At 70.7% G+C, this 24638-nt stretch carries 20 protein-coding genes, 10 tRNA genes and 1 pseudogene; 19 read left to right on the forward strand and 12 right to left on the reverse strand.

What is annotated here, in order from left to right:
* Positions 1 to 300: pseudogene (locus K6I33_RS10250) on the reverse strand (hypothetical protein); the annotation flags it as partial.
* Between the two features lie 238 nt (positions 301 to 538).
* On the reverse strand, positions 539 to 889 hold the full coding sequence (locus tag K6I33_RS10255; protein ID WP_229350177.1) for a metallopeptidase family protein: 351 nt from the start codon (positions 887 to 889) through the stop codon (positions 539 to 541).
* A gap of 138 nt (positions 890 to 1027) precedes the next feature.
* Between K6I33_RS10255 and K6I33_RS10260 the strand changes: the two genes are divergently transcribed.
* The 6 genes from K6I33_RS10260 (at position 1028) to K6I33_RS10285 (ending at position 5977) form a co-directional block, all read left to right on the forward strand.
* Positions 1028 to 1100 (forward strand) — tRNA-Glu (locus K6I33_RS10260).
* A gap of 39 nt (positions 1101 to 1139) precedes the next feature.
* A tRNA-Asp gene (locus tag K6I33_RS10265) sits at positions 1140 to 1214 on the forward strand.
* 25 nt (positions 1215 to 1239) lie between these two features.
* Positions 1240 to 1313, forward strand: a tRNA-Phe gene (locus K6I33_RS10270).
* Positions 1314 to 1420: 107 nt separating this feature from the next.
* Complete coding sequence (gene hrpA / locus K6I33_RS10275) at positions 1421 to 5410, forward strand: ATP-dependent RNA helicase HrpA (RefSeq protein ID WP_229350143.1); 3990 nt, start codon at positions 1421 to 1423, stop codon at positions 5408 to 5410.
* A gap of 122 nt (positions 5411 to 5532) precedes the next feature.
* A tRNA-Asp gene (locus K6I33_RS10280) sits at positions 5533 to 5607 on the forward strand.
* 187 nt (positions 5608 to 5794) lie between these two features.
* Positions 5795 to 5977 (forward strand): DUF6274 family protein, encoded by a 183-nt coding sequence (locus K6I33_RS10285; RefSeq protein WP_229350145.1) that lies wholly within the window; start codon positions 5795 to 5797, stop codon positions 5975 to 5977.
* A gap of 471 nt (positions 5978 to 6448) precedes the next feature.
* Here K6I33_RS10285 and bldC read toward each other — a convergent pair whose 3' ends face one another.
* Positions 6449 to 6655 (reverse strand): developmental transcriptional regulator BldC, encoded by a 207-nt coding sequence (gene bldC, locus K6I33_RS10290; RefSeq protein WP_003949541.1) that lies wholly within the window; start codon positions 6653 to 6655, stop codon positions 6449 to 6451.
* Between the two features lie 492 nt (positions 6656 to 7147).
* The gene (locus tag K6I33_RS10295; RefSeq protein WP_229350147.1) at positions 7148 to 8014 is read right to left on the reverse strand and encodes a hypothetical protein; all 867 of its coding nucleotides are present in this window, start codon (positions 8012 to 8014) and stop codon (positions 7148 to 7150) included.
* 192 nt (positions 8015 to 8206) lie between these two features.
* Here K6I33_RS10295 and K6I33_RS10300 point away from each other — a divergent pair, with 192 nt between their 5' ends.
* Together K6I33_RS10300 and K6I33_RS10305 are read left to right on the forward strand one after the other, a co-directional pair.
* Positions 8207 to 9361 carry a Glu/Leu/Phe/Val dehydrogenase dimerization domain-containing protein gene (locus K6I33_RS10300; protein ID WP_229350149.1) on the forward strand — a complete coding sequence of 385 codons (1155 nt, stop codon included), beginning with the start codon at positions 8207 to 8209 and terminating at the stop codon, positions 9359 to 9361.
* Positions 9362 to 9747: 386 nt separating this feature from the next.
* Positions 9748 to 10011: a DUF3073 domain-containing protein gene (locus K6I33_RS10305; protein WP_229350151.1), complete on the forward strand. Its 264-nt coding sequence runs from the start codon at positions 9748 to 9750 to the stop codon at positions 10009 to 10011.
* A gap of 176 nt (positions 10012 to 10187) precedes the next feature.
* On the opposite strand, the gene purM is transcribed toward K6I33_RS10305, so the two are convergent.
* From purM to purS, 6 genes are all read right to left on the reverse strand, one after another.
* Entirely contained in the window at positions 10188 to 11255 is a 1068-nt protein-coding gene (purM, locus tag K6I33_RS10310; RefSeq protein WP_229350153.1) for a phosphoribosylformylglycinamidine cyclo-ligase, read from the reverse strand.
* Between the two features lie 39 nt (positions 11256 to 11294).
* Entirely contained in the window at positions 11295 to 12812 is a 1518-nt protein-coding gene (gene purF / locus K6I33_RS10315) for an amidophosphoribosyltransferase (RefSeq protein ID WP_229350155.1), read from the reverse strand.
* Positions 12813 to 12959: 147 nt separating this feature from the next.
* Positions 12960 to 13805, reverse strand: coding sequence for a sterol carrier family protein (locus K6I33_RS10320; RefSeq protein ID WP_229350157.1), 846 nt, complete (start codon positions 13803 to 13805; stop codon positions 12960 to 12962).
* Between the two features lie 94 nt (positions 13806 to 13899).
* Complete coding sequence (gene purL, locus K6I33_RS10325) at positions 13900 to 16164, reverse strand: phosphoribosylformylglycinamidine synthase subunit PurL (protein ID WP_229350159.1); 2265 nt, start codon at positions 16162 to 16164, stop codon at positions 13900 to 13902.
* Complete coding sequence (gene purQ, locus K6I33_RS10330) at positions 16161 to 16844, reverse strand: phosphoribosylformylglycinamidine synthase subunit PurQ (protein ID WP_229350161.1); 684 nt, start codon at positions 16842 to 16844, stop codon at positions 16161 to 16163. The genes purL and purQ overlap by 4 nt, the downstream gene beginning before the upstream one ends.
* Positions 16841 to 17086: a phosphoribosylformylglycinamidine synthase subunit PurS gene (purS, locus tag K6I33_RS10335; protein WP_042151546.1), complete on the reverse strand. Its 246-nt coding sequence runs from the start codon at positions 17084 to 17086 to the stop codon at positions 16841 to 16843. The genes purQ and purS overlap by 4 nt, the downstream gene beginning before the upstream one ends.
* Before the next feature lie 317 nt (positions 17087 to 17403).
* On the opposite strand from purS, the gene K6I33_RS10340 reads away from it, so the two are divergent.
* From K6I33_RS10340 to K6I33_RS10390, 11 genes are all read left to right on the forward strand, one after another.
* Entirely contained in the window at positions 17404 to 17721 is a 318-nt protein-coding gene (locus tag K6I33_RS10340; RefSeq protein ID WP_229350163.1) for an Lsr2 family protein, read from the forward strand.
* Between the two features lie 149 nt (positions 17722 to 17870).
* Positions 17871 to 17942 (forward strand) — tRNA-Gly (locus tag K6I33_RS10345).
* 45 nt (positions 17943 to 17987) lie between these two features.
* Positions 17988 to 18059: transfer RNA gene (locus K6I33_RS10350), tRNA-Gly, on the forward strand.
* 45 nt (positions 18060 to 18104) lie between these two features.
* Positions 18105 to 18177, forward strand: a tRNA-Gly gene (locus tag K6I33_RS10355).
* A gap of 45 nt (positions 18178 to 18222) precedes the next feature.
* Positions 18223 to 18294, forward strand: a tRNA-Gly gene (locus K6I33_RS10360).
* A 95-nt stretch (positions 18295 to 18389) separates the two neighbouring features.
* Positions 18390 to 18462 (forward strand) — tRNA-Gly (locus K6I33_RS10365).
* Between the two features lie 132 nt (positions 18463 to 18594).
* A complete protein-coding gene (locus K6I33_RS10370; protein WP_229350165.1) occupies positions 18595 to 19545 on the forward strand; it encodes an ABC transporter ATP-binding protein in 951 nt (316 codons plus the stop codon).
* Positions 19545 to 20372, forward strand: coding sequence for an ABC transporter permease (locus K6I33_RS10375; RefSeq protein WP_229350167.1), 828 nt, complete (start codon positions 19545 to 19547; stop codon positions 20370 to 20372). The genes K6I33_RS10370 and K6I33_RS10375 overlap by 1 nt, the downstream gene beginning before the upstream one ends.
* Positions 20373 to 20393: 21 nt before the next feature.
* Positions 20394 to 21686, forward strand: coding sequence for a histidine kinase (locus K6I33_RS36290; RefSeq protein WP_229350169.1), 1293 nt, complete (start codon positions 20394 to 20396; stop codon positions 21684 to 21686).
* Positions 21683 to 22297: a response regulator transcription factor gene (locus K6I33_RS10385; protein WP_229350171.1), complete on the forward strand. Its 615-nt coding sequence runs from the start codon at positions 21683 to 21685 to the stop codon at positions 22295 to 22297. Before K6I33_RS36290 ends, K6I33_RS10385 begins: the two co-directional genes overlap by 4 nt.
* A gap of 34 nt (positions 22298 to 22331) precedes the next feature.
* Positions 22332 to 22404, forward strand: a tRNA-Gly gene (locus tag K6I33_RS10390).
* A 61-nt stretch (positions 22405 to 22465) separates the two neighbouring features.
* On the opposite strand, the gene K6I33_RS10395 is transcribed toward K6I33_RS10390, so the two are convergent.
* Together K6I33_RS10395 and K6I33_RS10400 are read right to left on the reverse strand one after the other, a co-directional pair.
* Positions 22466 to 23860: a cell wall metabolism sensor histidine kinase WalK gene (locus tag K6I33_RS10395; RefSeq protein ID WP_229350173.1), complete on the reverse strand. Its 1395-nt coding sequence runs from the start codon at positions 23858 to 23860 to the stop codon at positions 22466 to 22468.
* A complete protein-coding gene (locus K6I33_RS10400) occupies positions 23857 to 24555 on the reverse strand; it encodes a response regulator transcription factor (protein WP_229350175.1) in 699 nt (232 codons plus the stop codon). Before K6I33_RS10400 ends, K6I33_RS10395 begins: the two co-directional genes overlap by 4 nt.
* Positions 24556 to 24638: the final 83 nt, after the last annotated feature.

The following is a 24638-nucleotide window of genomic DNA, read 5'->3' on the forward strand; positions in this document are numbered from 1 at the left end:
GGGCTTGCCCTGCGCCGGGGAGCCGCCCTGGTTGGGGCCGCTCGGCGGCTTGGGGTGGTCCCCCGGCTTGCCGGCCGGCCGGGACGCCGACGGGGAGGCCCCCGGGGCGGCCGAGGACGACGCGGAGGCGGAGGGACGCGCCTCCTTCGCCGACGGGCTGCCGCTCGCCCCACCCTTCGCCGATTTGCCGTCCGCGTGCCCTGCGCGGCCCGCTGGGGGCCGCAGCCCGCCGTCCGGCTGGGTCCCGGTCTCGCGCTGCCCGCCCGTCCCCGACGGCGCCGGACGGCTCGGGTCGCTCACGCTCATGCACCCGCTCAGGCACCCGCTCAGGGTCAGGGCCAGGGCAGCCGCGGCCGCGAAACGGGTGAACGCTGTCGCGTGCGCTGACGTTGCGCGCATGAAGGGGACCGCCTTCGGGTACAGGGGACGAGCGCCCTGCCCAACTGGCCCCGCCCCGCGCAGGACACGCGCGACGCCCGGCGATCAGCCCTCGATCATCCGTAGCCTCGTCCGCGCCGCCCGCCGGGCCCGCGGCGCCTCACCCGTAGCCCAGCGCGTGGAGGCGCTCGTCGTCGATCCCGAAGTGGTGGGCCACTTCATGAACGACCGTCACCTCGACCTCGGCCACGACCTCGTCCCGCGTGGCGCACATCCGCAGCGTCGGCCCCCGGTAGACCGTGATCCGGTCCGGCAGCACCCCGGCGTACCACTCGCCGCGCTCGGTGAGCGGCGTGCCCTCGTAGAGCCCCAGCAGCTCCGGGTCCTCGGCCGGGGGCTCGTCCTCGACGAACACGGCGACGTTGTCCATCAGCCGCGTCAGCTCCGGCGGGATCCTGTCCAGGCCCTCGGCGACCAGTTCCTCGAACTCCTCGCGCGTCATCTCCAGCACCCCGCCATTGTCCGGCACGGGGGCCTCCGGAGGGCGGTCCCGGGAGGCCTCCGGCAAACCGTTTTGGCGATCGGTCCCTGCATCCCATATGCTTCTCACGTCCCCGAGGCGCCGACAAAGCGCCCAGGTGGGCCATCAGCCCTCATCGTCTAGTGGCCCAGGACGCCGCCCTTTCAAGGCGGTAGCACGGGTTCGAATCCCGTTGGGGGCACGCAACGCCGTGTGCGAGACTTGTCTCGCACATAAGCTTGGTCCTGTGGAGCAGTTTGGAGTGCTCGCCACCCTGTCAAGGTGGAGGCCGCGGGTTCAAATCCCGTCAGGACCGCTTGCGATCATCTCGATGATCGCATGGCTGGGTAGCTCAGTTGGTACGAGCGTCCGCCTGAAAAGCGGAAGGTCGCCGGTTCGACCCCGGCCCCAGCCACAGTGAGGCCCCCATCGGAAGATGGGGGCCTCGGTGTTTTCCGGGGGCGCCACGGCCCCTAAATGCGTTCGCCGCTTCGCGGCGCGTGGTGCGATCCTGGACTCCGTATGTCTACGCAGCCTGCCGCCACCGCCGCATTCGCCGACCTCGCCGCCCGCCTCCCCGAGCTGACGCTGCGCGACGCGCAGCGGCTGGGGCGGCGGCTCGACGGGGCCCGCCGCGTCCGCAAGCCCGAGGCCCGCACGGCCGTCCTGGCCGAGATCGCGGCGGAGGTCGGGACGGCCGAGCTGCGCGTCGCGAACCGCCGGGCCGCGATGCCGGCCGTCGACTATCCGGAGCAGCTGCCCGTCAGCCAGAAGAAGGACGCGATCCTCGAGGCGATACGCGACCACCAGGTCGTGATCGTGGCGGGTGAGACCGGCTCCGGCAAGACCACCCAGATCCCCAAGATCTGCCTGGAGCTCGGCCGCGGCGTCAAAGGCCTGATCGGGCACACCCAGCCCCGCCGGATCGCCGCCCGTACGGTCGCCGAGCGGGTCGCCGAGGAGCTGCGGACGCCGCTGGGCGAGGCCGTCGGCTGGAAGGTCCGCTTCACCGACCAGGTGGGCGACACCACCATGGTCAAGCTGATGACCGACGGCATCCTGCTCGCCGAGATCCAGACGGACCGCGAGCTGCGCCAGTACGACACGATCATCATCGACGAGGCCCACGAGCGCAGCCTCAACATCGACTTCCTCCTCGGCTATCTGGCCCAGCTCCTCCCCCGGCGCCCCGACCTCAAGGTCGTGATCACCTCCGCCACCATCGACCCCGAGCGCTTCTCCCGCCATTTCGGCGACGCGCCGATCGTCGAGGTCTCGGGCCGTACGTACCCCGTGGAGGTCCGCTACCGGCCGTTGGAGCTGGAGGTGGGGGCACCCCCAGCGGTAGCTGGGGGAGACTCCTCCGACGCCGACCGTGACCAGGTCACCGCGATCTGCGACGCCGTCGACGAGCTCCAGCGGGAGGGGGAGGGCGACATCCTGGTGTTCCTCTCCGGCGAGCGGGAGATCCGCGACACGGCGGACGCGCTGGAGAAGAGGAAATACAAGTTCACCGAGGTGCTGCCGCTCTACGCGCGGCTCTCCCACGCCGAGCAGCACCGGGTCTTCCAGCGCCACACCGGCCGCCGGATCGTCCTCGCCACGAACGTCGCCGAGACGTCCCTGACCGTTCCCGGCATCAAGTACGTCATCGACCCGGGCTTCGCCCGGATCTCCCGCTACAGCCACCGCACCAAGGTCCAGCGGCTGCCGATCGAGCCGGTCTCGCAGGCCAGCGCCAATCAGCGCAAGGGCCGCTGCGGCCGTACGAGTGACGGCATCTGCATCCGGCTGTACTCGGAGGACGACTTCCTCGCACGGCCGGAGTTCACGGACGCGGAGATCCTGCGGACGAACCTGGCGTCGGTCATCCTCCAGATGACGGCGGCCGGGCTCGGTGACATCGAGAAGTTTCCTTTCATCGACGCCCCGGACCGCCGCAACGTCAAGGACGGCGTCGATCTGCTCCAGGAGCTCGGGGCGATCGACCCGAAGCAGAAGGAGCCGAAGAAGCGGCTCACGCCGCTGGGCCGGAAGCTCTCCCAGCTGCCCGTGGACCCCCGGCTGGCCCGCATGGTGCTGGAGGCCGACCGCAACGGCTGCGCCCGCGAGGTGATGGTGATCGCGGCCGCGCTGTCGATCCAGGACCCGCGCGAGCGGCCGTCGGAGAAGCAGGCGCAGGCCGATCAGCAGCACGCCCGGTTCAAGGACGAGACCAGCGACTTCCTCGCCTTCCTGAACCTGTGGCGGTACATCCGCGAGCAGCAGAAGGCGCTGTCGTCCTCGGCCTTCCGCCGGATGTGCAAGTCGGAGTACCTGAACTATCTGCGCATACGTGAGTGGCAGGACATCTACTACCAGCTGCGCACGGTCGCGAAGACGATGGGCATCCACCTCGCCGAGGAGGACGCGCCGGCGGAGCGGGTGCACCAGTCGCTGCTGTCCGGTCTGCTGTCGCACATCGGCCTCAAGGACACCGAGAAGAACAATGAATTCGTCGGGGCCCGCAATGCCAAATTCGCGGTGTTCCCGGGTTCGGCGCTGTTCAAGAAGCCGCCGCGCTGGGTGATGTCGGCGGAGCTGGTGGAGACCTCCCGGCTGTGGGCGCGCGTCAACGCGCGTATCGAGCCGGAATGGATCGAGCCGCTCGCCGAGCACCTGGTGAAGCGCACGTACAGCGAGCCGCACTGGGAGCAGAAGCAGGCGGCGGTGATGGCGTACGAGCGGGTGACGCTCTACGGCGTGCCGATCGTGGCGCAGCGGAAGGTCAATTACGGGCGGATCGACCCGGAGACCAGCCGTGAGCTGTTCATCCGCAACGCGCTCGTCGAGGGTGACTGGCGGACGCACCATCAGTTCTTCCACGACAACCGCAAACTGCTGGGCGAGGTCGAGGAGCTGGAGCACCGCGCCCGTCGTCGCGACATCCTCGTGGACGACGAGACGCTGTTCGACTTCTACGACCAGCGGCTGCCGGAACACGTCGTCTCCGGGGCGCACTTCGATTCCTGGTGGAAGCACAAGCGGCGCGATGAGCCCGAGTTGCTCAATTTTGAGCACTCCATGCTCATCAACGAGAACGCGGAGGCCGTCACCAAGGACGACTATCCGGACTCCTGGCGGCAGGGCCGGCTGAAGTTCAAGGTGACGTACCAGTTCGAGCCGGGCGCGGACGCGGACGGTGTGACCGTCCACATCCCGCTCCAGGTGCTCAACCAGGTCTCCGCCGAGGGCTTCGACTGGCAGATCCCGGGGCTGCGGGAGGACCTGGTCACGGAGCTGATCCGGTCGCTGCCGAAGCCGATCCGGCGCAACTGCGTCCCCGCGCCGAACTTCGCCCAGCGCTTCCTCGACAGCGCGGTGCCCCTGCAGGACCCGCTGACGGCGGCGCTGGCGCACGGGCTGCACCGGATGACGGCGGTGCGGATGGAGGCGGAGGACTTCGACCTCGCCAAGGTCCCCGACCATCTGAAGATCACTTTCCGGGTGGTCGACGAGCGGAAGCGGAAGATCGCCGAGGACAAGGACCTGGAGGCGCTGCGGCTGCGGCTCAAGCCGAAGACGCAGGCCGCGATCACCAAGGCCTTCGAACAGGCCACGGAGAAGGCGGACGGCGGCTCCGGTGGCACGGCCCGTCCCGAGCAGCGCTCGGGGCTGACGTCGTGGACGGTCGGGACGCTGCCGCGCACCTTCGAGACGCGCCGGGCGGGCCAGCCGGTGAAGGCGTTCCCGGCGCTGGTCGACGAGGGGTCCTCGGTGGCCGTGCGGCTCTTCGACACCGAGCCCGAGCAGCGCGAGGCGATGTGGGCCGGTGTCCGCCGGCTGATCCTGCTGAACCTGCCGTCGAACCCGGCGAAGTTCGCCCAGGACAAGCTCGGCAATCAGCAGAAGCTCGCCCTGTCGCGGAATCCCCACGGCTCGATCCAGGCGCTCTTCGAGGACTGTGTCGCGGGCGCCGCGGACAAGCTGATCGCGGCCCACGGCGGGCCCGTGTGGGACGAGGAGTCCTTCCGCAAGCTCTTCGACGCCGTCCGGGCCGACATCGTCGACGCGACGCTGGACGCGATCCGCCGGACGCAGGAGGTGCTGGCCGCCTGGCAGGCGTGCGAGCGCCGGCTGAAGGCGACGTCGAGCCCGGCGCTGCTGGCGTCGCTGACGGACGTCAAACAGCAGCTGGCGGAGCTGATCAAGCCGGGCTTCGTGACGGCCCACGGCGTCCGCCGGCTGCCGGACCTGCTGCGCTATCTGGTGGCGGTCGACCGCCGGCTGACCCAGCTGCCCACCAACGCCGAGCGGGACCGGGCCCGGCTGGCGAAGGTGACGGAGATGCGCGACGAGTACGCGTGGCTGCTGGAGCAGTTCCCCAAGGGCCGTCCCGTGCCCCAGGAGGCCCGGGAGATCCGCTGGATGATCGAGGAGCTCCGGGTGAGCTACTTCGCCCACGCGCTGGGCACGGCCTACCCGGTCTCGGACAAGCGGATCGTGAAGGCGATCGACAAGCTGGCCCCGTAGCGGAACGCCGGAGGACGGCGCCCCGCGACTGTGGGCGCCGTCACGGGGCGCTGGTTCGACCGCACCCCCTGACCTGCTGTAGAGTCTGTCTCGCAAGAACGCGAGAGCGGGAAAGCAAGCAAGGTCCTGTGGAGCAGTTTGGAGTGCTCGCCACCCTGTCAAGGTGGAGGCCGCGGGTTCAAATCCCGTCAGGACCGCAGTAGAGTCGGAGCCCGTATCCCCCAGGGATACGGGCTCCGCTGCTGTTCGGCCCGGGGCAAGTGCCCTGGGGGCCCGCCGACTTGAAGGCCCGGATCCGTATCCCCGGATCCGGGCCTCGGTGCTTCCGTCCTTGACTGCGACACGTGCCAGGGGTACCCCAGTCAGTGGGAGGTGCCGCGCCCTATGACGACGACCGAGCGCAGCCGGCACGAGACCAGGGCGCTGCTGCGCGCCCATCTCTCCGCCGCGGCCGGCTATCGCCACCTGACGAGACACTGCCCGGTCTGCCACCGGCTCCTGCGGCTCGCCCAGGAGGCCGGGAGCGACCAGGAGGCGCCGCGGGAGGAGAGCCCCCTCCCCCGGTGACGTACGGCGGCTCCGGTGGCGACGACGGAGGCGGCGACGGGGAGTGGCGGGCACCGCCGGGCGGTGGCTCCGGAGAGTGACCGCGGGCGCAAGTCCTTTACCCCAGCGGCATGATGAGGGACAAGCACGCCGCGATGTGATGGGAGTCACTGAAAGTATTTCCGTGGTAGGGGAACTTACCCCCTCCCTACGCCGGGTCAATTTAATATGTGCAATTGCACCGACCCCCCGGTCTTCCGCCGGCCCGGTCGGTGGACCCGGGTGCGGGGACGCGGGACACGTCCGTGCGGGGATACCGGCGCATAAAAAAGATCGCGCTGGACCCGGCGGAGTCCAGCGCGATCGACGGCCAGCCCAAGTCGGTGGGCGGGACGCCTGTTGGGGCAGGCATCCGTCGTTTACCGTCTGTGGAGCTTCAGGTGGGCGAGAGCCGGGTTGGGGGCCCCGGAAATCACCCGGTCATTCAGTTGTTCAGGCTTCGCTGCGCTGCTGCGGAATGCCCGCCAGCAGGGCGCGGACCTCCGCTTCGCGGTAACGGCGGTGCCCTCCGAGCGTGCGGATGGACGTGAGCTTGCCAGCCTTCGCCCAACGGGTGACCGTCTTCGGGTCCACGCGGAACATCGTGGCGACCTCAGCCGGGGTCAGCAGCGGCTCGGCATCAGGGGTGCGAGCGGTCATGAGCGGCCTCCTCGGGAGAACCGAACCATCACGTCGGTTCTTTCCTCTAAATTCTGCACCTTGACCCGCGTTGCCCGAAATGGCGGACGCGGGCCGAGTCGGTTATAGGACGAACGGCTTGTCCTCGGCACTACAACTACACCATCTGTCCAGCCACGTCGGCCAAACCGATGGAATTGCCCTCTCAGGTGTTCAACCTCGACGGAACCCGATGGACCATGCCATAGCGGACAGTCACCCCGCCGTGACGATCAGTCACAGCGGGATCAAACAGATCAGGGGTCACCAGATCCGCCAAGGAGTGCAATACCGAACTATCCGCCCTTACTTGGGCGGAAGGAACCCTTCCCAGACTCCTTGTCCTATTTTGCCATGAGGATGGGCGATGGGCGCAAGACCTAACGTAAGTGCGTTAGGTCACGGTTGCCGCAATGGCCCGGATCGGGACCTAGGTCCCGATCACAGCACCGGCCGGCCGGCGGTGCCGGGCGGTCAGTTGGCGAACTGCCGGTCGCGGACCGCCCTCCAACGCTCCGTCAGCCGCTCGTACGCCGCACCGGCCCGCGCCCCGTCACCCGCCCGAAGCGCCGCCAGCCCGTCCGCCGTGTCGGCGGCGGAGCGGTCCTCGGCCAGCTGTGCCTCGGGAACCATATGCACAAGTCCGCCGTAGTCCAGCTCCACCAGGGACCGCGGATGGAACTCTTCCAGCCACCGCCCGACCTCCACCAGCCCGTCGATCAGCGGCCCCTCCTCCATCGCGTCCCGGAGCGTACGCAATCCGCGGGCCACCCGCCGACGCGCCTGGACCATCGGCGTCCGGTAGCGCAGCAGCAGTCCCCCGCCACCCTCCGGCCCCTGCGGTCCCTCCGGCACGGATTTGCCGTACTCGCGCTCGTCGTCCGAGAAGAGCACGAACCAGCGCAGCGGCACCTGCCAGGTGGCCGTCCTGATCCACGGCCGGGCGTCCGGGTTGCGGGCCGCCCAGCGCTCGTAGTCCGCGGCGGCCTGGCGCCGCACCACGGGCGGCAGCGCCGCGTCCAGCACGGGCGCGGGAAAACGCTCCGCCAGCTCCCGCAGCGCCAGCCAGCCCCGCAGCCGGGTGCGCCAGGGGCAGACGCACACCACGCCGTCCACGACCGCGACGAAGGCGTCGCCGCTCTCGTGCACCGGGACCGGGACGGGCGGGGTGGGCAGCAAATCCGCCAGCGAGCGGCGCAGTTCGTCCTGGGCGCCGGGGAGGCTCTCCCGGCGCGCGTACCGCAGCCAGTGGGACCGCTCCGGCTCCGGGAACGCGGCCAGCGGCTCGTAGACCCGCAGATAGGCCGCGTACGGCACGGTCACCGACGACGCCACGCCCACGCTCGCTCCCTCAAGCCGTAGGTCACCCCCGGGGAGTTGCGGGTGCCCCTCCCCATACCGTCCGAATCGTCCCATGGCGCCGGAGCCCGGGAGAGTGATCCTCGGCACGGGCCCGGCCGGCCGGGCCGTCAGGCCCTACCCTCGTGCCAACCGGCCCTCGCCCACCCCTCGCGAGGGCGACCTCCGCGGCATATGGGAGTCACCACCGTGACCGACGTACGTCCCACCAGCGGCGCCGACGACGGCGTACTGCGCACCCTCTTCCGTTCCGACCAGGGCGGCCACGAACAGGTCGTGCTCTGCCAGGACGCCGAGAGCGGCCTCAAGGCCGTGATCGCCCTGCATTCCACGGCCCTGGGCCCGGCGCTGGGCGGCACCCGATTCCACCCGTACGAGTCCGACGAGGACGCGGTACGGGACGCGCTGAACCTCTCACGCGGTATGTCGTACAAGAACGCCCTGGCGGGGCTCGACCACGGCGGCGGAAAGGCTGTGATCATCGGCGATCCCGATCTGATCAAGTCCGAGCAGCTGCTGCTTGCGTACGGACGCTTCGTGGCCTCGTTGGGCGGCCGCTATGTCACCGCGTGCGACGTCGGCACCTACGTACAGGACATGGACGTGGTCGCCCGGACGAGCCGCTGGACCACGGGACGCTCGCCCGAGCAGGGCGGCGCCGGCGACTCCTCCGTGCTCACCGCCTTCGGCGTCTTCCAGGGCATGCGGGCCGCCGCGCGGACCCAGTGGGGCGAGCCCACGCTGCGCGGGCGCCGGGTGGGCGTCGCCGGCGTCGGCAAGGTCGGCCACCACCTGGTGGAGCACCTGGTCCAGGACGGCGCGGAGGTCGTGATCACGGACGTCAGAGCCGCTGCGGTCGAGCGGATCCTGGCCCGCCACCCGCAGGTCACGGCCGTGGCCGACGCCGACGCGCTGGTCCGGACGCCGCTCGACGTCTACGCCCCCTGCGCCCTCGGCGGCGCGCTGGACGACACGACCGTGGCCGTCCTCACCGCGTCCGTGGTCTGCGGCGCGGCCAACAACCAGCTCGCCCACCCGGGGGTCGAGAAGGACCTCGCCGACCGGGGCGTGCTCTACGCGCCGGACTATGTGGTGAACGCCGGTGGAGTGATCCAGGTCGCCGATGAGCTGCTCGGCTTTGATTTCGACCGGGCGAAGGCCAAGGCGACCAAGATCTACGACACGACTTTGGCCATATTCGATCGCGCACGAGCGGACGGCATTCCGCCGGCCGTCGCGGCGGACCGGCTCGCCGAGCAGCGCATGGCCGAGGCCAGGGCGAAGGCGGCCCAGGAGGCGGTGAGCACCGTCCCGGCGCCCGCCCGGTGACTCCTCGTGTCCCCGTTGCCCCGCTCGGGTGATCTTCCCGCCCGGGCGGGCGACCGGCCCCCGGGCGGCGATCTCCACGGTGATCCGCGCAGCGATCCCCACAGAAGAGTGACCGGAAGGCGGCGGAAGGAGAGATCTCTCACCACCCCTCGGCGGGTCGGCGCTCGGGACACGTTAAAATCGTGGCTGACCAGCGAGTACTGGACCCCCTCCGGGTCCGGCTCCGTGGCACGTCATGCGGGCGACGTACCGTATGACGGCGGAAGCAGGTACCGTTGAAGCTCTACAGGCCGGACACCTTCAACAGGGGTCCGCTCTGACTCATGAACGTGAACGCGTGTCAAGACTCTGGGGCCGTCGAGCCCCGTCAATGAGGGGGTCGAGCCATGGGGCGCGGCCGGGCCAAGGCCAAGCAGACAAAGGTCGCCCGCCAGCTGAAGTACAACAGCGGCGGGACCGACCTCTCACGTCTGGCCAATGAGCTGGGCGCAACGCAACCGGCAGCGATCAAGCCGCCGCCGGAGAGCGAGCCGCTCGAGGACGAGCTGGAAGACGACCCGTACGCTCAGTACGCGGCGCGTTACAACGACGAGGTCGAGGACGAGGACGAGCAGCCGTCCGACCAGTCCGCGTACCGTCGTCGCGCTTGACGCGGCAGCCATAGCTTTTTCTGACCCGGTCCGGGGCCTCTTCGGCCCCGGACCGGGTTCTGCGCTGTCCTGATGCCGTCGTGCGGGTGCGGGCCGCGTGTGCCCACCCGTGCCGCCCCCAGCTACCTCTGGGAGGTGCCCCCAGGCGGCACGACTGCCCACACGCGGCGCGTGGGTCACTTCGCGTAGTCGCCCTTGAGGGTGACGGCCTGCGCGTGGTCTCCACGGGTCTCGATCTCGCCGCACACCCACGCGTCCACGTCGCGGTCGGCGAAGGTCGCGAGGGCCACGTCCACGGACTCCTGCGGGACGACCGCGATCATGCCGACGCCCATGTTGAGCGTCTTCTCCAGCTCGGGGCGTGCCACCCCGCCCAGCTCGCCGACCAGGCCGAAGACCGGGTCCGGCGTCCAGGTGGCGCGGTCGACGGTCGCGTGGAGGTGGTCCGGGATCACCCGGGCGAGGTTGTTGGCCAGGCCGCCGCCGGTGATGTGCGAGAAGGCGTGGACTTCCGCCGTACGGGTGAGGGCGAGACAGTCCAGCGAGTAGATCTTCGTGGGCTCCAGGAGCTCCTCGCCGAGCGTCCGGCCGAGCTCCGGCACCTCCCGGTCCAGCTTCCAGCCGGCCCGGTCGAAGAGCACATGGCGGACCAGTGAGTACCCGTTCGAGTGAAGTCCCGACGAGGCCATCGCGATGACGGCGTCACCCTCGCGGATGCGGTCCGCGCCCAGCAGCCGGTCCGCCTCCACCACGCCCGTACCGGCGCCGGCCACGTCGAATTCGTCCGCGCCCAGCAGCCCGGGGTGCTCGGCGGTCTCGCCGCCGACGAGGGCGCAGCCCGCGAGGACACAGCCCTCGGCGATGCCCTTGACGATGGCGGCGACGCGCTCGGGGTGGACCTTGCCGACGCAGATGTAGTCGGTCATGAACAGGGGCTCGGCGCCGCAGACGACCAGGTCGTCCACGACCATGCCGACCAGGTCGTGGCCGATGGTGTCGTAGACGCCCATCCGGCGGGCGATGTCGACCTTGGTGCCGACGCCGTCGGTGGCCGAGGCGAGCAGGGGGCGCTCGTAGCGCTTGAGGGCGCTGGCGTCGAAGAGGCCGGCGAAGCCGCCGAGGCCGCCGACGACCTCGGGGCGGGTGGCCTTGCGCACCCATTCCTTCATGAGGTCGACGGCGAGGTCGCCGGCTTCGATGTCGACGCCCGCAGCGGCGTAGCTGGCACCGGTGGTCTCAGACATGACGTTGAGATCTTTCGTGTCGTCTTGTACTACGGAGCGTTACGGACGACGGAGCGCGTCGGCGGCGTCCGCGCCGCCCGCGAGCTCGGTCTCCAGAAGCTGCTTGCCCAGCAGCTGGGGGTCGGGGAGCGCCATCGGGTACTCGCCGTCGAAGCAGGCCCGGCACAGGTTGGGCTTGGCGATGGTGGTCGCCTCGACCATCGCGTCGAGGGAGATGTAGGCGAGGGAGTCCGCGCCCAGCGACTTGCCGATCTCCTCGACGGTCATCCCGTTGGCGATCAGCTCGGCGCGGGTGGCGAAGTCGATGCCGAAGAAGCAGGGCCACTTCACCGGCGGGGACGAGATCCGTACGTGGACCTCGGCGGCGCCCGCCTCGCGCAGCATCCGCACCAGGGCCCGCTGGGTGTTGCCGCGGACGATCGAGTCGTCGACGACCACCAGGCGCTTGCCCTTGATGACTTCCTTGAGCGGATTGAGCTTGAGCCGGATGCCGAGCTGGCGGATGGTCTGGCTCGGCTGGATGAAGGTCCGGCCGACGTAGGCGTTCTTGACCAGGCCCGTGCCGTACGGGATACCGCTGGCCTCGGCGTAGCCGACGGCGGCGGGGGTGCCCGACTCCGGGGTCGCTATCACCAGGTCGGCGTCGACGGGGGCCTCGGCGGCGAGGCGGCGGCCCATCTCCACCCGGGAGAGGTAGACGTTGCGGCCGGCGATCTCGGTGTCCGGGCGGGCCAGGTACACATACTCGAAGACGCAGCCGCGCGGCTTGGCCTCGGCGAAGCGGGAGGTCCGCACGCCGTTCTCGTCGATGGCGATCATCTCGCCGGGCTCGATCTCGCGGATGAAGGTGGCACCGCAGATGTCCAGGGCGGCCGTCTCCGAGGCGACCACCCAGCCGCGCTCCAGCCGGCCGAGGACCAGCGGGCGGATGCCCTGCGGGTCACGGGCGGCGTAGAGCGTGTGCTCGTCCATGAAGACGAGGCAGAAGGCGCCCTTGACGTCGGGGAGGACCTTGGCGGCCGCTTCCTCGACGGTCAGCGGCTTGCCGTCGTCGTCGGTCTGCCCGGCGAGCAGGGCCGTGACCAGGTCGGTGTCATTGGTCGCCGCCACCTGGGTGGCCCGGCCGTTGTCGCGCGGGAGCGCGGCGACCATCTCGGCCAGCTCGGCGGTGTTGACCAGGTTCCCGTTGTGGCCCAGGGCGATGGAGCCGTTGGCGGTCGCCCGGAAGGTCGGCTGCGCGTTCTCCCACACCGAGGCTCCGGTGGTGGAGTAGCGGGCGTGACCGACCGCGATATGGCCCTGGAGGGAGCCTAGGGAGGTTTCGTCGAAGACCTGGGAGACCAGTCCCATGTCCTTGAAAACGAGGATCTGGGAGCCGTTGCTCACCGCGATGCCCGCGGACTCCTGTCCACGGTGCTGCAGCGCATACAGCCCGAAATAGGTGAGTTTTGCGACCTCTTCTCCCGGAGCCCAGACACCGAAGACGCCGCAAGCGTCCTGGGGGCCCTTTTCGCCGGGGAGCAGGTCGTGGTTGAGTCGTCCGTCACCACGAGGCACACCTTGAGTCTATGGCAGGGACGAGGTTCATCCGAACCGGGGACGGCCGGGAAATCTCACACCACGGAAAGCCACTCGGTGGGCACGGTGAATCACCTGTTCGTGGCCGGATCCCTGCGGTCGGTCACGCGCACGGGTGAGCTTCGCTCAAGTGAGCAAAGGAAGTTGCGCGGAGAGGTCCGCACGTTCGCCACTGGCCGTCACGGCGGTGGAATCGAGTGCGTCGGCCCAGGTCAGACGGCCTGTGGCCAGCCGGATCCAGGTGATCGGGTCGGTCTCGACGACGTTCGGCGGCGTCCCGCGCGTGTGTTGGGGACCCGCGACGCACTGGGTCACGGCGAATGGCGGGATACGTACTTCCACCGAACCGCCGGGGGCCTTGGCCGCCAACACGTCGGCGAGCAACCGGGTGACGGTCGCGAGGGCCTGGCGGTCATGGCGTACGACGGTGCCCGTGGCGGTCGCGAGATCGTCGCCGTGCACCACGACTTCCACCAGTCGGGTCACCACATAGTCGGGCAGCGACATGGCGCCGAGAACCGTGGGGACGGCCTTGACGGAACCCGTGTCCGCGAGCGCGGCGAACAGCCGCTCGGCGGCCCGATCCAGCGCGGCCACCAGGGAGTTGGGCTCCTGGCCGGCGAGCGCCTCGGCAGCGGCGACGGCCCTCTCCGCCACTTCCGCGGCCCGCGCGCCGCTGCCCGCCGCGTACTCCGGCAGGGTGATCTCGGCCCGTACGGACGGGGATTCACCGGACCGTTGCGCCTCGATGTGCAGCGGCAACATCTCCAACGCGCCGGTGAGGTGCGTGATCAGCTCCCCGGCCGTCCACTTGCCCACCCCGGAGGGCGCGGCGAGCAGCGCCTCGGCGTCCGGTTCGGCGCACACCACGGCAACCACGTCCCGCACGGCACGGACCTGCCCCTCCAGGGCGGCCCGCACCTTGGCGGGATCGAAGCAGCGAACTCGGGGCTTGCGCGGTGCGGAAGGCATGGCGCGAGCCTAATCCTTGGCCAGGCTTCGGGTGGGCCCAACCGGCACAACCGGCCGGGCCCGTCCCGTACTGGTGAAGAGAGTTGAGCGAGCGTTACACGAGCAACGAGGGAATCGTGGCCTCGTGCGCGGCGCGCAGCTCCGCCAGCGGAACCGTGAACTGCCCCTGGATGTCCAGCTCTTCGCCGTCGACAACGCCGATCCGCGTCGCCGGCAGCCCCCGCGCCCCGCACATGTCGGTGAAGCGCAGCTCCTCGCTGCGCGGCACGGCGACGACCGCGCGGCCGGCGGACTCGGAGAAGAGGAACACGAACGGGTCCAGGGCGTCCGGAACGACGATCCGGGCGCCCTTGCCGCCGCGCAGGCACGACTCCACGAGGGCCTGGACCAGGCCGCCGTCGGAGAGGTCGTGCGCCGCGTCGATCATGCCGTCGCGGGAGGCGGCGATCAGGATCTCGGCGAGGAGCTTCTCGCGGTCCAGGTCCACGGCCGGCGGCAGCCCGCCGAGGTGGTCGTGGATCACCTGCGACCAGGCCGAACCGCCCAGTTCCTCCTTGGTGTCGCCCAGGAGGTAGAGCAGGTGGCCCTCGTCGGCGAAGGCCATCGGCGTCCGGCGGTCGACGTCGTCGATGACGCCCAGGACCGCGACCACGGGGGTCGGGTGGATGGCGGTCTCGCCCGTCTGGTTGTAGAGCGAGACATTGCCGCCGGTCACCGGGGTGCCCAGGGTCAGGCAGCCGTCCGCCAGGCCACGGGTGGCCTCGGCGAACTGCCACATGACCGCCGGGTCCTCCGGCGAGCCGAAGTTCAGGCAGTTGGAGATCGCCAGCGGGCGGGCGCCGGTGGCGGCCACGTTGCGGTACGACTCGGCGAGCGCGAGCTGGGCGCCCGTGTACGGGTCGAGCTTGGTGTAGCGGCCGTTGCCGTCCGTGGCGACGGCGACACCGAGGTTGGTGTCCTCGTCGATCCGGACCATGCCGGAGTCCTCGGGCTGGGAGAGGACCGTGTTGCCCTGGACGAAACGGTCGTACTGGTCCGTGATCCAGGACTTGGAGGCCTGGTTCGGGGAGGAGAGCACCTTGAGGAGCTGCGCGCGCAGCTCCTCGGCGCTCGCCGGGCGGGCCAGTTTGTTCGCGTCGTCGGCCTGGAGGGCGTCCTGCCACTCCGGGCGGGCGTACGGGCGCTCGTAGACCGGGCCCTCGTGGGCGACGGTGCGCGGCGGGACGTCCACGATCTGCTCGCCGTGCCAGAAGATCTCCAGCCGCTCGCCGTCGGTGACCTCACCGATGACAGTGGCGATGACGTCCCACTTCTCGCAGAGCTCCAGGAAGCGGTCGACCTTGCCGGGCTCGACGATCGCGCACATCCGCTCCTGCGACTCGCTCATGAGGATCTCCTCGGGCGAGAGCGTCGCGTCGCGCAGCGGTACGCGGTCCAGCTCGACGCGCATGCCGCCGGAGCCGGCGCTGGCCAGCTCGCTGGTGGCGCAGGACAGGCCGGCGCCGCCGAGGTCCTGGATGCCGTCGACCAGGTCCTCGCGGAAGATCTCCAGGGTGCACTCGATGAGGAGCTTCTCCTGGAAGGGGTCGCCGACCTGGACGGCGGGGCGCTTGGCGGGGCCGGTGGAGTCGAAGGTCTCGGAGGCGAGCACGGACACGCCGCCGATGCCGTCGCCGCCGGTGCGGGCGCCGTAGAGGATGACCTTGTTGCCGGCGCCGGAGGCCTTGGCGAGGTGGATGTCCTCGTGCTTCATCACACCGACGCACAGGGCGTTGACCAGCGGGTTGCCCTGGTAGCAGGAGTCGAAGACGACCTCGCCGCCGATGTTGGGCAGGCCCAGGCAGTTGCCGTAGCCGCCGATGCCCGCGACGACGCCCGGCAGGACGCGCTTGGTGTCGGGGTGGTCGGCGGCGCCGAAGCGCAGCGGGTCCATGACGGCGACCGGGCGGGCGCCCATCGCGAGGATGTCGCGGACGATGCCGCCGATGCCGGTGGCCGCGCCCTGGTAGGGCTCGATGTAGCTGGGGTGGTTGTGCGACTCGACCTTGAAGGTGACCGCGTAGCCCTGGCCGACGTCGACGACGCCGGCGTTCTCGCCGATGCCGACGAGGAGGGCGCCCCCTCCCGGTGTATCAGCCTCCGGGGCCTTGTCGCCGAACTGGCGGAGGTGGACCTTGCTCGACTTGTACGAGCAGTGCTCGGACCACATCACCGAGTACATCGCGAGCTCGGCGCCGGTGGGGCGGCGGCCGAGGATGGCGCGGATGCGCTCGTATTCGTCCTGCTTGAGGCCGAGTTCGTCCCAGGGCTGGGCGTCGTCGGGGGTCTCGTTGGCGTGCTTGACGGTGTCGAGGCTCATGAGGCGCTGACCAGCTTCTTGAGGATCGAGGTGAAGAATCCGAGCCCGTCCGTGCGGCCGGTGCCGACGCCCGGCTCGACGGCGTGCTCGGGGTGGGGCATCAGGCCGACGACGTTGCCGGCGGCGTTGGTGATGCCCGCGATGTCGCGGAGCGAGCCGTTGGGGTTGCCGTCCAGGTAGCGGAAGGCGACACGGCCCTCGGCCTCGAGCTCGTCGAGGGTGTGCTCGTCGGCCACGTAGCGGCCGTCGATGTTCTTCAGCGGGACGGAGATCTCCTGGCCCGCCTCGTAGTCGGCCGTCCAGGCGGTGTCCGCGTTCTCCACGCGGAGCTTCTGGTCGCGGCAGATGAAGTGGAGGTGGTTGTTGCGCAGCATCGCGCCGGGCAGCAGGTGGGTCTCGGTGAGCACCTGGAAGCCGTTGCAGATGCCGAGGACCGGCATACCGGCCTTGGCCTGGTCGATGACGGTCTCCATGACCGGCGAGAAGCGGGAGATGGCGCCCGCCCGCAGATAGTCGCCGTAGGAGAAGCCGCCGGGCAGGACCACGGCGTCGACCTGCTTGAGGTCCTTGTCGCGGTGCCAGAGGGGCACGGCTTCGAGGCCGGCGATCCGGACGGCGCGCTGGGTGTCGCGGTCGTCGAGGGTGCCGGGGAAGGTGATGACCCCCACGCGTGCGGTCACGAGTCGACCCGCACGGTGAAGTCCTCGATCACGGTGTTGGCGAGAAACGTTTCCGCCATCTCGTGGATTCGGGCGAGGGCGGCCTCGTCGACCGGGCCCTCCACCTCGAGTTCAAAGCGCTTGCCCTGACGGACGTCGGCGATCCCCTCGAAACCCAGGCGTGGCAGCGCGCGCTGCACCGCCTGGCCCTGCGGGTCGAGGATCTCCGGCTTGAGCATGACGTCGACTACGACGCGTGCCACTGGCACTCCCGGTGTGTGGTGCGTGAGCTGAAGCGGTACCGCCAGCGTACAGTCCCGGAAAATCTACGCGCATAGATATGCTGGGCTTATCCTTCGCATTTTGCTCGGCCGCCACGCGGTCCACTCGGGAAAATTCCGGGAAAAATCCCGGGGGAACACCCGGTGACGATTGCGGTGGGGTGGGGCGACGGAATTAACTGGGTCGCATCATGCATTGCCCTTTGTCGCACACATGAATAAGTATGGCCCGAGAACAACCGGAACCAACACGTCACCGCAGGTCAGAGCGGTGATACTGGTCGAAAGGACCGATTTTCGTGGCGCAGCGCGTAGTGGTCACACTCTCCGATGACATCGACGGCGGGGAAGCCGCGGAGACCGTCATCTTCGGGATCGACGGCAAGTCGTACGAGATCGACCTGAACTCTGCCAATGCGAAGAAACTGCGGGGCATCCTCGAGCCTTACATGGACGCCGGCCGCAAGCAGTCCCGGTCGGGCCGCGTCTACCGCCGTACGTCCGTCGCACCCGATCCGGCGGCGGTCCGCGCCTGGGCGCGCTCGCACGGCATGGAGGTGCCGCCGCGCGGCCGCATCCCCAAGAAGGTCTACGAGGCCTTCAACGCGGGTGCCTGAGCCGGCGCCCGCACCCCCCTCGTGGGTCGCGCCCGGCGTCGTGCGCGGCCCGTCGATCATCGGATTTGCCAACCGCCCCGGGTGATCAGCTAGAGTTTGGATCACGCCGAGGGGCAACGCCGGGAAACCGGCCGGAACTTCGGGGTCATGCGGGTGTAGCTCAGTAGTAGAGCGCCCCCTTTCCAAGGGGGAGGCGCAGTGTGCGATTCCTGTCACCCGCTCTGACCAGCCAGTGGTCCACATCTGTGGATCGTCTGGATGGACGCGCGGGTGTAGCTCAGTAGTAGAGCGCCCTCTTTCCAAGAGGGAGGCGCAGTGTGCGATTCCTGTCACCCGCTCTGACCAGCCAGTGGTCCACATCTGTGGATCGTCTGGATGGACGCGCGGGTGTAGCTCAGTAGTAGAGCGCCCTCTTTCCAAGAGGGAGGCGCAAGTGTGCGATTCCTGTCACCCGCTCTGACCGTTCAACGGTCCACGTCAGTGGATCGTCTGGATGGGCGCGCGGGTGTAGCTCAGTAGTAGAGCGCCCCCTTTCCAAGGGGGAGGCGCAGTGTGCGATTCCTGTCACCCGCTCTCATCGCTTTACCGACCACCGCTGTGGATCAGGTAGAGTGGTGCACGCGCCGCCCGGTGGCCCCTCTCTTTGAGAAGCTGTCGGTCGGAGGCATGCGGACGTAGCTCAGTTGGTAGAGCACCACCTTGCCAAGGTGGATGTCGCGAGTTCGAGTCTCGTCGTCCGCTCAGAGAACGAAGGCCCCAGTCATCGCGACTGGGGCCTTCGTCGTATGCGCATCGCCTCCTCATGACATCCGTCATTCGAAGTCATGACAGCCCGCACTGATCCCCGGCGGAATTCGCCGGGAGCCTGGATACATGGATGTCGGGGACGGTGTGATCGAGGTCTCAGGGCTGCGCCGTAGGTATGGCCAGCGGGGGGACAAGGGATTCGAGGCGGTGCGGGACGTGTCCTTCACCGTGCGGCGCGGGGAGTTGTTCGCGCTGCTGGGGACGAACGGCGCGGGCAAGACCTCCACGGTCGAACTGCTGGAGGGCCTCGCCCGGCCGACCGGGGGCACGGTCCGGGTGCTGGGCCACGACCCGTACGCGGAACGCCGCCTGGTGCGGCCCCGGATCGGGGTGATGCTCCAGGAAGGCGGCTTCCCCTCCGACCTGAGCGCCGCCGAGACGGTGCGGATGTGGGCGGGCTGCACGACCGGGGCGCGGCCCGTCGGGGAGGCGCTGGAACTCGTGGGGCTCGGCCCGCGCCGGGACGTACGGGTCAAGCAGCTCTCCGGCGGCGAACGCCGGCGGCTCGACCTCGCGCTGGCCCTGCTGGGGCGGCCCGAGGTGCTCTTCCTCGACGAGCCGACGACCGGGCTGGACCCCGAGGCGCGCCACACCACCTGGGAGTTGGTGCGGCGGCTGCGCGAGGACGGCACGACGGTGCTGCTCACCACCCACTACCTGGAGGAGGCGGAGTCGCTGGCCGACCGGCTGGCGATCATGCGGGACGGGCGGATCGTGACCACCGGCACACCGGGCCAGGTGATCGGCGCCCATCCGGCGCGCATCCGCTTCGCGATGCCGACGGGCTGGTTCGTCGGCGATCTGCCGCCGCTGGCCGCGCTGGGGGTGCTGCGGCACGAGGAGAACGGCGGCCGGGTGGAGCTCCAGACGGCCGAGTTGCAGCGCACGCTGACCGGGCTGCTGCTGTGGGCCCGGGACAAGGACGTCGAGCTGGAGGGACTGGACGCGCGGACCGCCTCGCTGGAGGAGGCGTTCCTGGCCATCGCCGGGGCCGCGACGTCGGAGAGGGGCGAGTGATGACGACGGACACGACAGCCACGCGGACGACGAGCACGCCGGGTACGGGGATCCCGGCGGGCACGACGAACGTGATGGGACGGGCCCTGGCCCTGGGCCGCGCGGAGCTCACGCTCCTGGGCCGCAACAGGATGGCGCTCTACACCGTCCTGCTGATGCCCGTGCTGATGGTCTACGCGATGAGCACGGCGACCAAGAGCCTCGACCTGAGCGGCACCGGAATGTCCCTGAAGGAGGCGACGATGACGGGCGCCTTCGGGTACGTCCTGCTCTTCGTCGTCTACTACAACCTCATGAGCGTCTTCACCGCCCGGCGCGAGGAACTGGTCCTCAAGCGGCTGCGGACGGGCGAGGCCGGCGACGTGGAGATCCTCGCCGGCACCGCGCTGCCCTCGCTGGCGATCGCCGTCGCGCAGTGCGTCCTCCTGGTGGCGGCGGGCGCGGCATGGCTGCACATGCGTCTGCCGGCGCGCCCGGACCTGCTGGTGGCGGGCGTGCTGCTGGGCCTGGCCATGCTGACGCCGCTGGCCGCCGCGTCCACGGCCTTCGCCAAGACCGCGGAGAGCGCCCAGCTCGCGGCGATGCCGCTGACGATGGTCTCGATGCTGGGCTCGGGGATGTTCTATCCGCTGGAGGGGCTGCCGGACGGGGTCGCGCGGTTCTGCGAGCTGCTGCCCCTCACCCCGGTCGTCCAGCTGATGCGCGACGGCTGGCTCGGCGGCGCGGACCTGGCCGGGACCCTCGGTCATCTGGGGGCCGCCCTCGTCTGGACGGCGCTCGCGGTGTTTGCTGTACGTCGGTGGTTCCGTTGGGAGCCCCGGCGCTGAACCACGAGAACGACCAGGGGGGTGGAGCGCGTGATCAGCCGGGTGCGGAAGTTCCGCGACCACAGCAAGATCCAGCAGATCGACATGTACATGCGCGGCGCGCTGTACGCGTGCCCCTGGCTGTTCATCGTGATCGAGGGCCTGGCGCTGCTGGGCCTGGCCGCCGGCCCGGACCGGCGGGGGCTGGGCCTGGGAGCGGCCCTGCTCGTGGTGGCGATCGTGCAGGCCACGGCCGGAGTGGGCCTGCTGCGCCGCGCCCTCGACCGCTATCTCGGCCGGGAGACCGTCCTCCGGGCGCGGCTGGTGCTCTCCTTCGTCCTGCTGGCGGTGGCGCTCTGTCTGCTGGCGCTGATCGCGACGCGCGGCAGCAAGGAACTCGCGCAGAGCGTGTCCACCATGCTCATGGGGCTCGCGATGACGCCTCTCGGCGCCCTCTGCCTGATCGTGCGCAAGCGCGTCTACTGGGGCCTGTGCGCGGCGGGCTCGCTCGTCGCGCTGGTGCCGTTCGCCGTGGCGGGCCTCCCGGTGCCGACGCTGGTGGGCATGGTCTTCGGGGGGCTGTTCCTCACCGGGTGGGTCCTGCTGATCGCGCGCGTCTCGGGGTGGATGCTCTCCATCATGCTGGAGGTCGACGCGGCCCGTGAGGTGCAGGCGCGGCTCGCGGTCGCCGAGGAACGGCTGCGCTTCTCACGCGACATGCACGACGTGCTCGGCCGGAACCTCGCGGCGATCGCGCTCAAGAGCGAGCTCGCCGTGCAGCTGGCGCGGCGCGGCTCGGAGGCGGCCGTGGACCAGATGGCCGAGGCGCAGCGCATCGCGCAGGAGTCCCAGCGCGAGCTGCGCGAGGTCGTCCGCGGCTACCGCGAGGCCGATCTCCACACCGAACTGGCCGGGGCCCGGGGGATCCTGACCGCCGCCGGGATCGAGTGCCGCATCGACGCCCGGGCCGCCGACGACCTGTCGCCGGCGGTCCAGTCGACGCTGGCCTGGGTCGTCCGCGAGGCCACGACGAACGTGCTGCGGCACTCGGACGCGGGGCGCTGTGCGCTGCGGCTGCGGTGGGCCGAGGGGCGGGCGGTACTGACGGTGGAGAACGACGGGGTGCGGGCCGCCGCCACGCGGGGTGGTGGCTCGGGCCTGGCGGGGCTGCGGGAACGGCTGGCGGTGCTGGGGGGCACGCTGGCGTACGAGCACGGGGGGAACGGGACGTTCCTGCTGACGGCGCGGGTGCCGGTGGATTCCGGGACGGGGGCGGGTTCGGCGCCGCCGGACCATGACGCCGTGGCCCTCGTCCCCGAGAGGACGGACGCATGACCGCGCCGATCCGCGTGATGCTCGCCGACGACGAGCACCTGATCCGTGGTGCGCTGGCCGCGCTGCTCGGGCTGGAGGACGATCTCCAGGTCGTGGCGGAGGCCGCGTCCGGGACCGAGGCGCTGGCGATGGCCCGCGCCCACCGGCCCGACGTCGCGGTGCTGGATCTTCAGATGCCGGGGATGGACGGTGTGATGGTCGCCACATCCCTGCGGACCGAACTGCCCGACTGCCGCACCATGATCGTCACCGGTCACGGCCGCCCCGGGCATCTGAAGCGGGCCCTCGGGGCGGGGGTGCGCGGGTTCGTGCCGAAGACCGTCTCGGCCCAGCGGCTCGCCGAGATCATCCGGACCGTGCACGGCGGAAGCCGCTACGTGGACCCCGAGTTGGCTGCCGACGCGATCAGCGCGGGCGACTCCCCGCTCACCGCCCGCGAGGCGGAGCTGCTGGAACTGGCCGAGGACGGCGCCCCCATAGCGGAGATCGCCGAGCGGGCCTCGCTGACCCAGGGGACGGTCCGGAACTACCTCTCGGCGGCCACCGCGAAGCTGGGCGCGGAGAACCGTCACGCGGCGGCGCGCATCGCACGCGCCCAAGGTTGGCTATAGTGGTGTCCGCACCGCACGAGAGCGCGGGGCGAATGCGGACGTAGCTCAGTTGGTAGAGCACCACCTTGCCAAGGTGGATGTCGCGAGTTCGAGTCTCGTCGTCCGCTCAGAGAACGAAGGCCCGGTCGATTCCGACCGGGCCTTCGGCGTTTCACCCCCTTCGCCGTTTCACCCCTCCTGGGCGGGGAAGCTCAGGCGGAAGCACGCGCCGCCCCCGGGGGCCTGTTCGGCGAAGAGCTCGGCGCCGTGGGCGCGGGCGATCTGGCGGGCCATGGCCAGGCCCAGCCCGGAGCCCGGCAGCGCGCGGGCCTGGCGGGAGCGGTAGAAGCGGTCGAAGACGTGCGGCAGGTCCTCGTCGGAGATGCCGGGCCCGTGGTCGCGGACGGTGAGGTCGAGCGTTCCGCCGGCGCGGGCGAGACGGACCTCGACCACGGCACCCGGCGGACTGAACTTGGCCGCGTTGTCGAGGAGGTTGGACAGCAGCCGGGCCAGCCGGGCCGGTACGCCCGGGACCGTGGCCTCGGCGAGGTCCGTCGTGAAGACCGCGCCCGGCCAGTGGCCGCGTGCGACGGCCGCGCAGCGTTCGGCGAGGAGGTCGAGGCGGACCTGTTCGACGAGCGGGCGCGGCTCCTCGTCGCGGGCGAGCTCGATGAGGTCGTTGACCATGCCGGTCACCTCGCGCATCTGCCGGCCCAGGGCCTCGGCGGCCCGTTCCCGCTGGGCGGGCGAGAGCCGCTCGGCGCGGGCCAGGAGCTCGGCGTTGGTGCGCAGCGCGGTGAGCGGGGTGCGCAGTTCGTGGGAGGCGTCGGCCACGAGGCGGCGCTGGGCGGCGACGGCCTCCTCCAGTTCGCCGAGCATGGTGTTGAAGCTGGCCGCGAGGCGGGTGATCTCGTCGTCGCGGCCCGCCTCGTGAGGCGGCAGTTCGATGCGGTGGGCCGGGTCGCGGGTGGCGGCGATGCGTTCGGCGGTGGCCGTGAGCCGGGTCACGGGCCGCAGCGAGGTCCGTGAGACCACATAGCCGAGCGCCGCGGCGAGCAGCACCCCGGCGCCGCCGACCCAGCCCAGGTACCAGCCGGCCTGGCGTACGCCCTGGTCGACGGCGTCGGAGCGGGCGGCCACCTGCAGGGCGCGGCCTTCCCGGCCCTGCAGGGGCGTCGTCAGCATCCGCATGGGCCGGCCGTCGTGGACGATGTCGCTGTAGTACGCGCCGAGAGTGCCGGCGGCGACGCGGCGGGTGGCCCCGGTGACGGGCAGAGCGAGGCCCCGCTGTCCGGGGGCGGTGGGGTCGGCGCGGACGATCTGGGCGCAGGCGGGGGCGGCGCGCCAGGCGCACTGGTCGTACAGGACGCCGCTGTCGGCGCCGCCGCGGGTCTGCTGGGAGATCAGCCCGGCCTGCTGTTTGAGCTGGAGGTCGAGCTGGCGGACGAGTTCGTAGCGGATGACGACGTAGGCCGCGCCCAGGACGCCGAGCGCGACGAGCGCGGCGGCGGCGGAGGTGACGAGGGCGAGGCGGGCGCGCAGGGGGCGGTGGCGCAGGAGACGGTGGCGGAGGAGGCCGGTCACTGCTCGGCCAGCCGGTAGCCGACGCCGTGCACGGTGTGGACGAGACGGGGGGCGCCGCCGGCCTCCAGCTTGCGGCGCAGGTAGCCGATGTAGACGGCGAGGGAGTTGGACTCCGGCCCGAAGTCGGCGCCCCAGACCCGCTCCTGGATCACCTCGCGGGGCAGCACCTGGCCCGGGTGGCGGAGGAAGACCTCCAGCAGCGCGAATTCGGTGCGGGTGAACTCCAGGGCGGTCCCGCCGCGTTCGCCGGTGCGGGTGAGGGGGTCGACGGTGAGGTCGGCGAAGGCCAGCTCGTGCGGGGCGTCGGCGGTGCCGGTCGCCGGGGTGGCCCGGCGCAGCAGGGCCCGGAGGCGGGCCAGGAGCTCGTCGAGGGCGAAGGGTTTGACGAGGTAGTCGTCGGCCCCGGCGTCCAGGCCGGCGACGCGGTCGGAGACGGCGTCGCGGGCGGTCAGGACGAGGACGGGAGTGCGGTCGCCGAGCTCGCGGAGGCGGCGGCAGACGGCGAGGCCGTCGAGGACGGGCATGGCGAGGTCGAGGACGATGGCCCCCGGCGGGGCGGCGGCGACGGCGGAGAGGGCCGCGAGGCCGTCGCCGACCGCTCTGACCGCGTAGCCCTCCACGGTCAGGCCGTCGGCGACGGCGGCCCGGACGTCGGGGTCGTCGTCGACGACGAGGACGGACGTCGGCTCGGACACGGGGCGCCTCCGGCGGGGTACGTACGGGATCTTGTGCGTGTCCCCAACGATGGCATGCGCTGTCTGAGAGGGCTCTTAGGGGC

This window comes from Streptomyces sp. UNOB3_S3 (assembly GCF_020740895.1).
Lineage (GTDB): Bacteria > Actinomycetota > Actinomycetes > Streptomycetales > Streptomycetaceae > Streptomyces.

Coding starts and splice junctions, on each gene's coding strand:
- hrpA (WP_229350143.1), top strand. CDS start 1,421: ATGTCTACGCAGCCTGCCGCCACCGCCGCATTCGCCGACCTCGCCGCC.
- K6I33_RS10285 (WP_229350145.1), top strand. CDS start 5,795: ATGACGACGACCGAGCGCAGCCGGCACGAGACCAGGGCGCTGCTGCGC.
- bldC (WP_003949541.1), bottom strand. CDS start 6,655: ATGACCGCTCGCACCCCTGATGCCGAGCCGCTGCTGACCCCGGCTGAG.
- K6I33_RS10300 (WP_229350149.1), top strand. CDS start 8,207: ATGGGAGTCACCACCGTGACCGACGTACGTCCCACCAGCGGCGCCGAC.
- K6I33_RS10305 (WP_229350151.1), top strand. CDS start 9,748: ATGGGGCGCGGCCGGGCCAAGGCCAAGCAGACAAAGGTCGCCCGCCAG.
- purM (WP_229350153.1), bottom strand. CDS start 11,255: ATGTCTGAGACCACCGGTGCCAGCTACGCCGCTGCGGGCGTCGACATC.
- K6I33_RS10320 (WP_229350157.1), bottom strand. CDS start 13,805: ATGCCTTCCGCACCGCGCAAGCCCCGAGTTCGCTGCTTCGATCCCGCC.
- purL (WP_229350159.1), bottom strand. CDS start 16,164: ATGAGCCTCGACACCGTCAAGCACGCCAACGAGACCCCCGACGACGCC.
- K6I33_RS10370 (WP_229350165.1), top strand. CDS start 18,595: ATGGATGTCGGGGACGGTGTGATCGAGGTCTCAGGGCTGCGCCGTAGG.
- K6I33_RS10375 (WP_229350167.1), top strand. CDS start 19,545: ATGACGACGGACACGACAGCCACGCGGACGACGAGCACGCCGGGTACG.
- K6I33_RS10385 (WP_229350171.1), top strand. CDS start 21,683: ATGACCGCGCCGATCCGCGTGATGCTCGCCGACGACGAGCACCTGATC.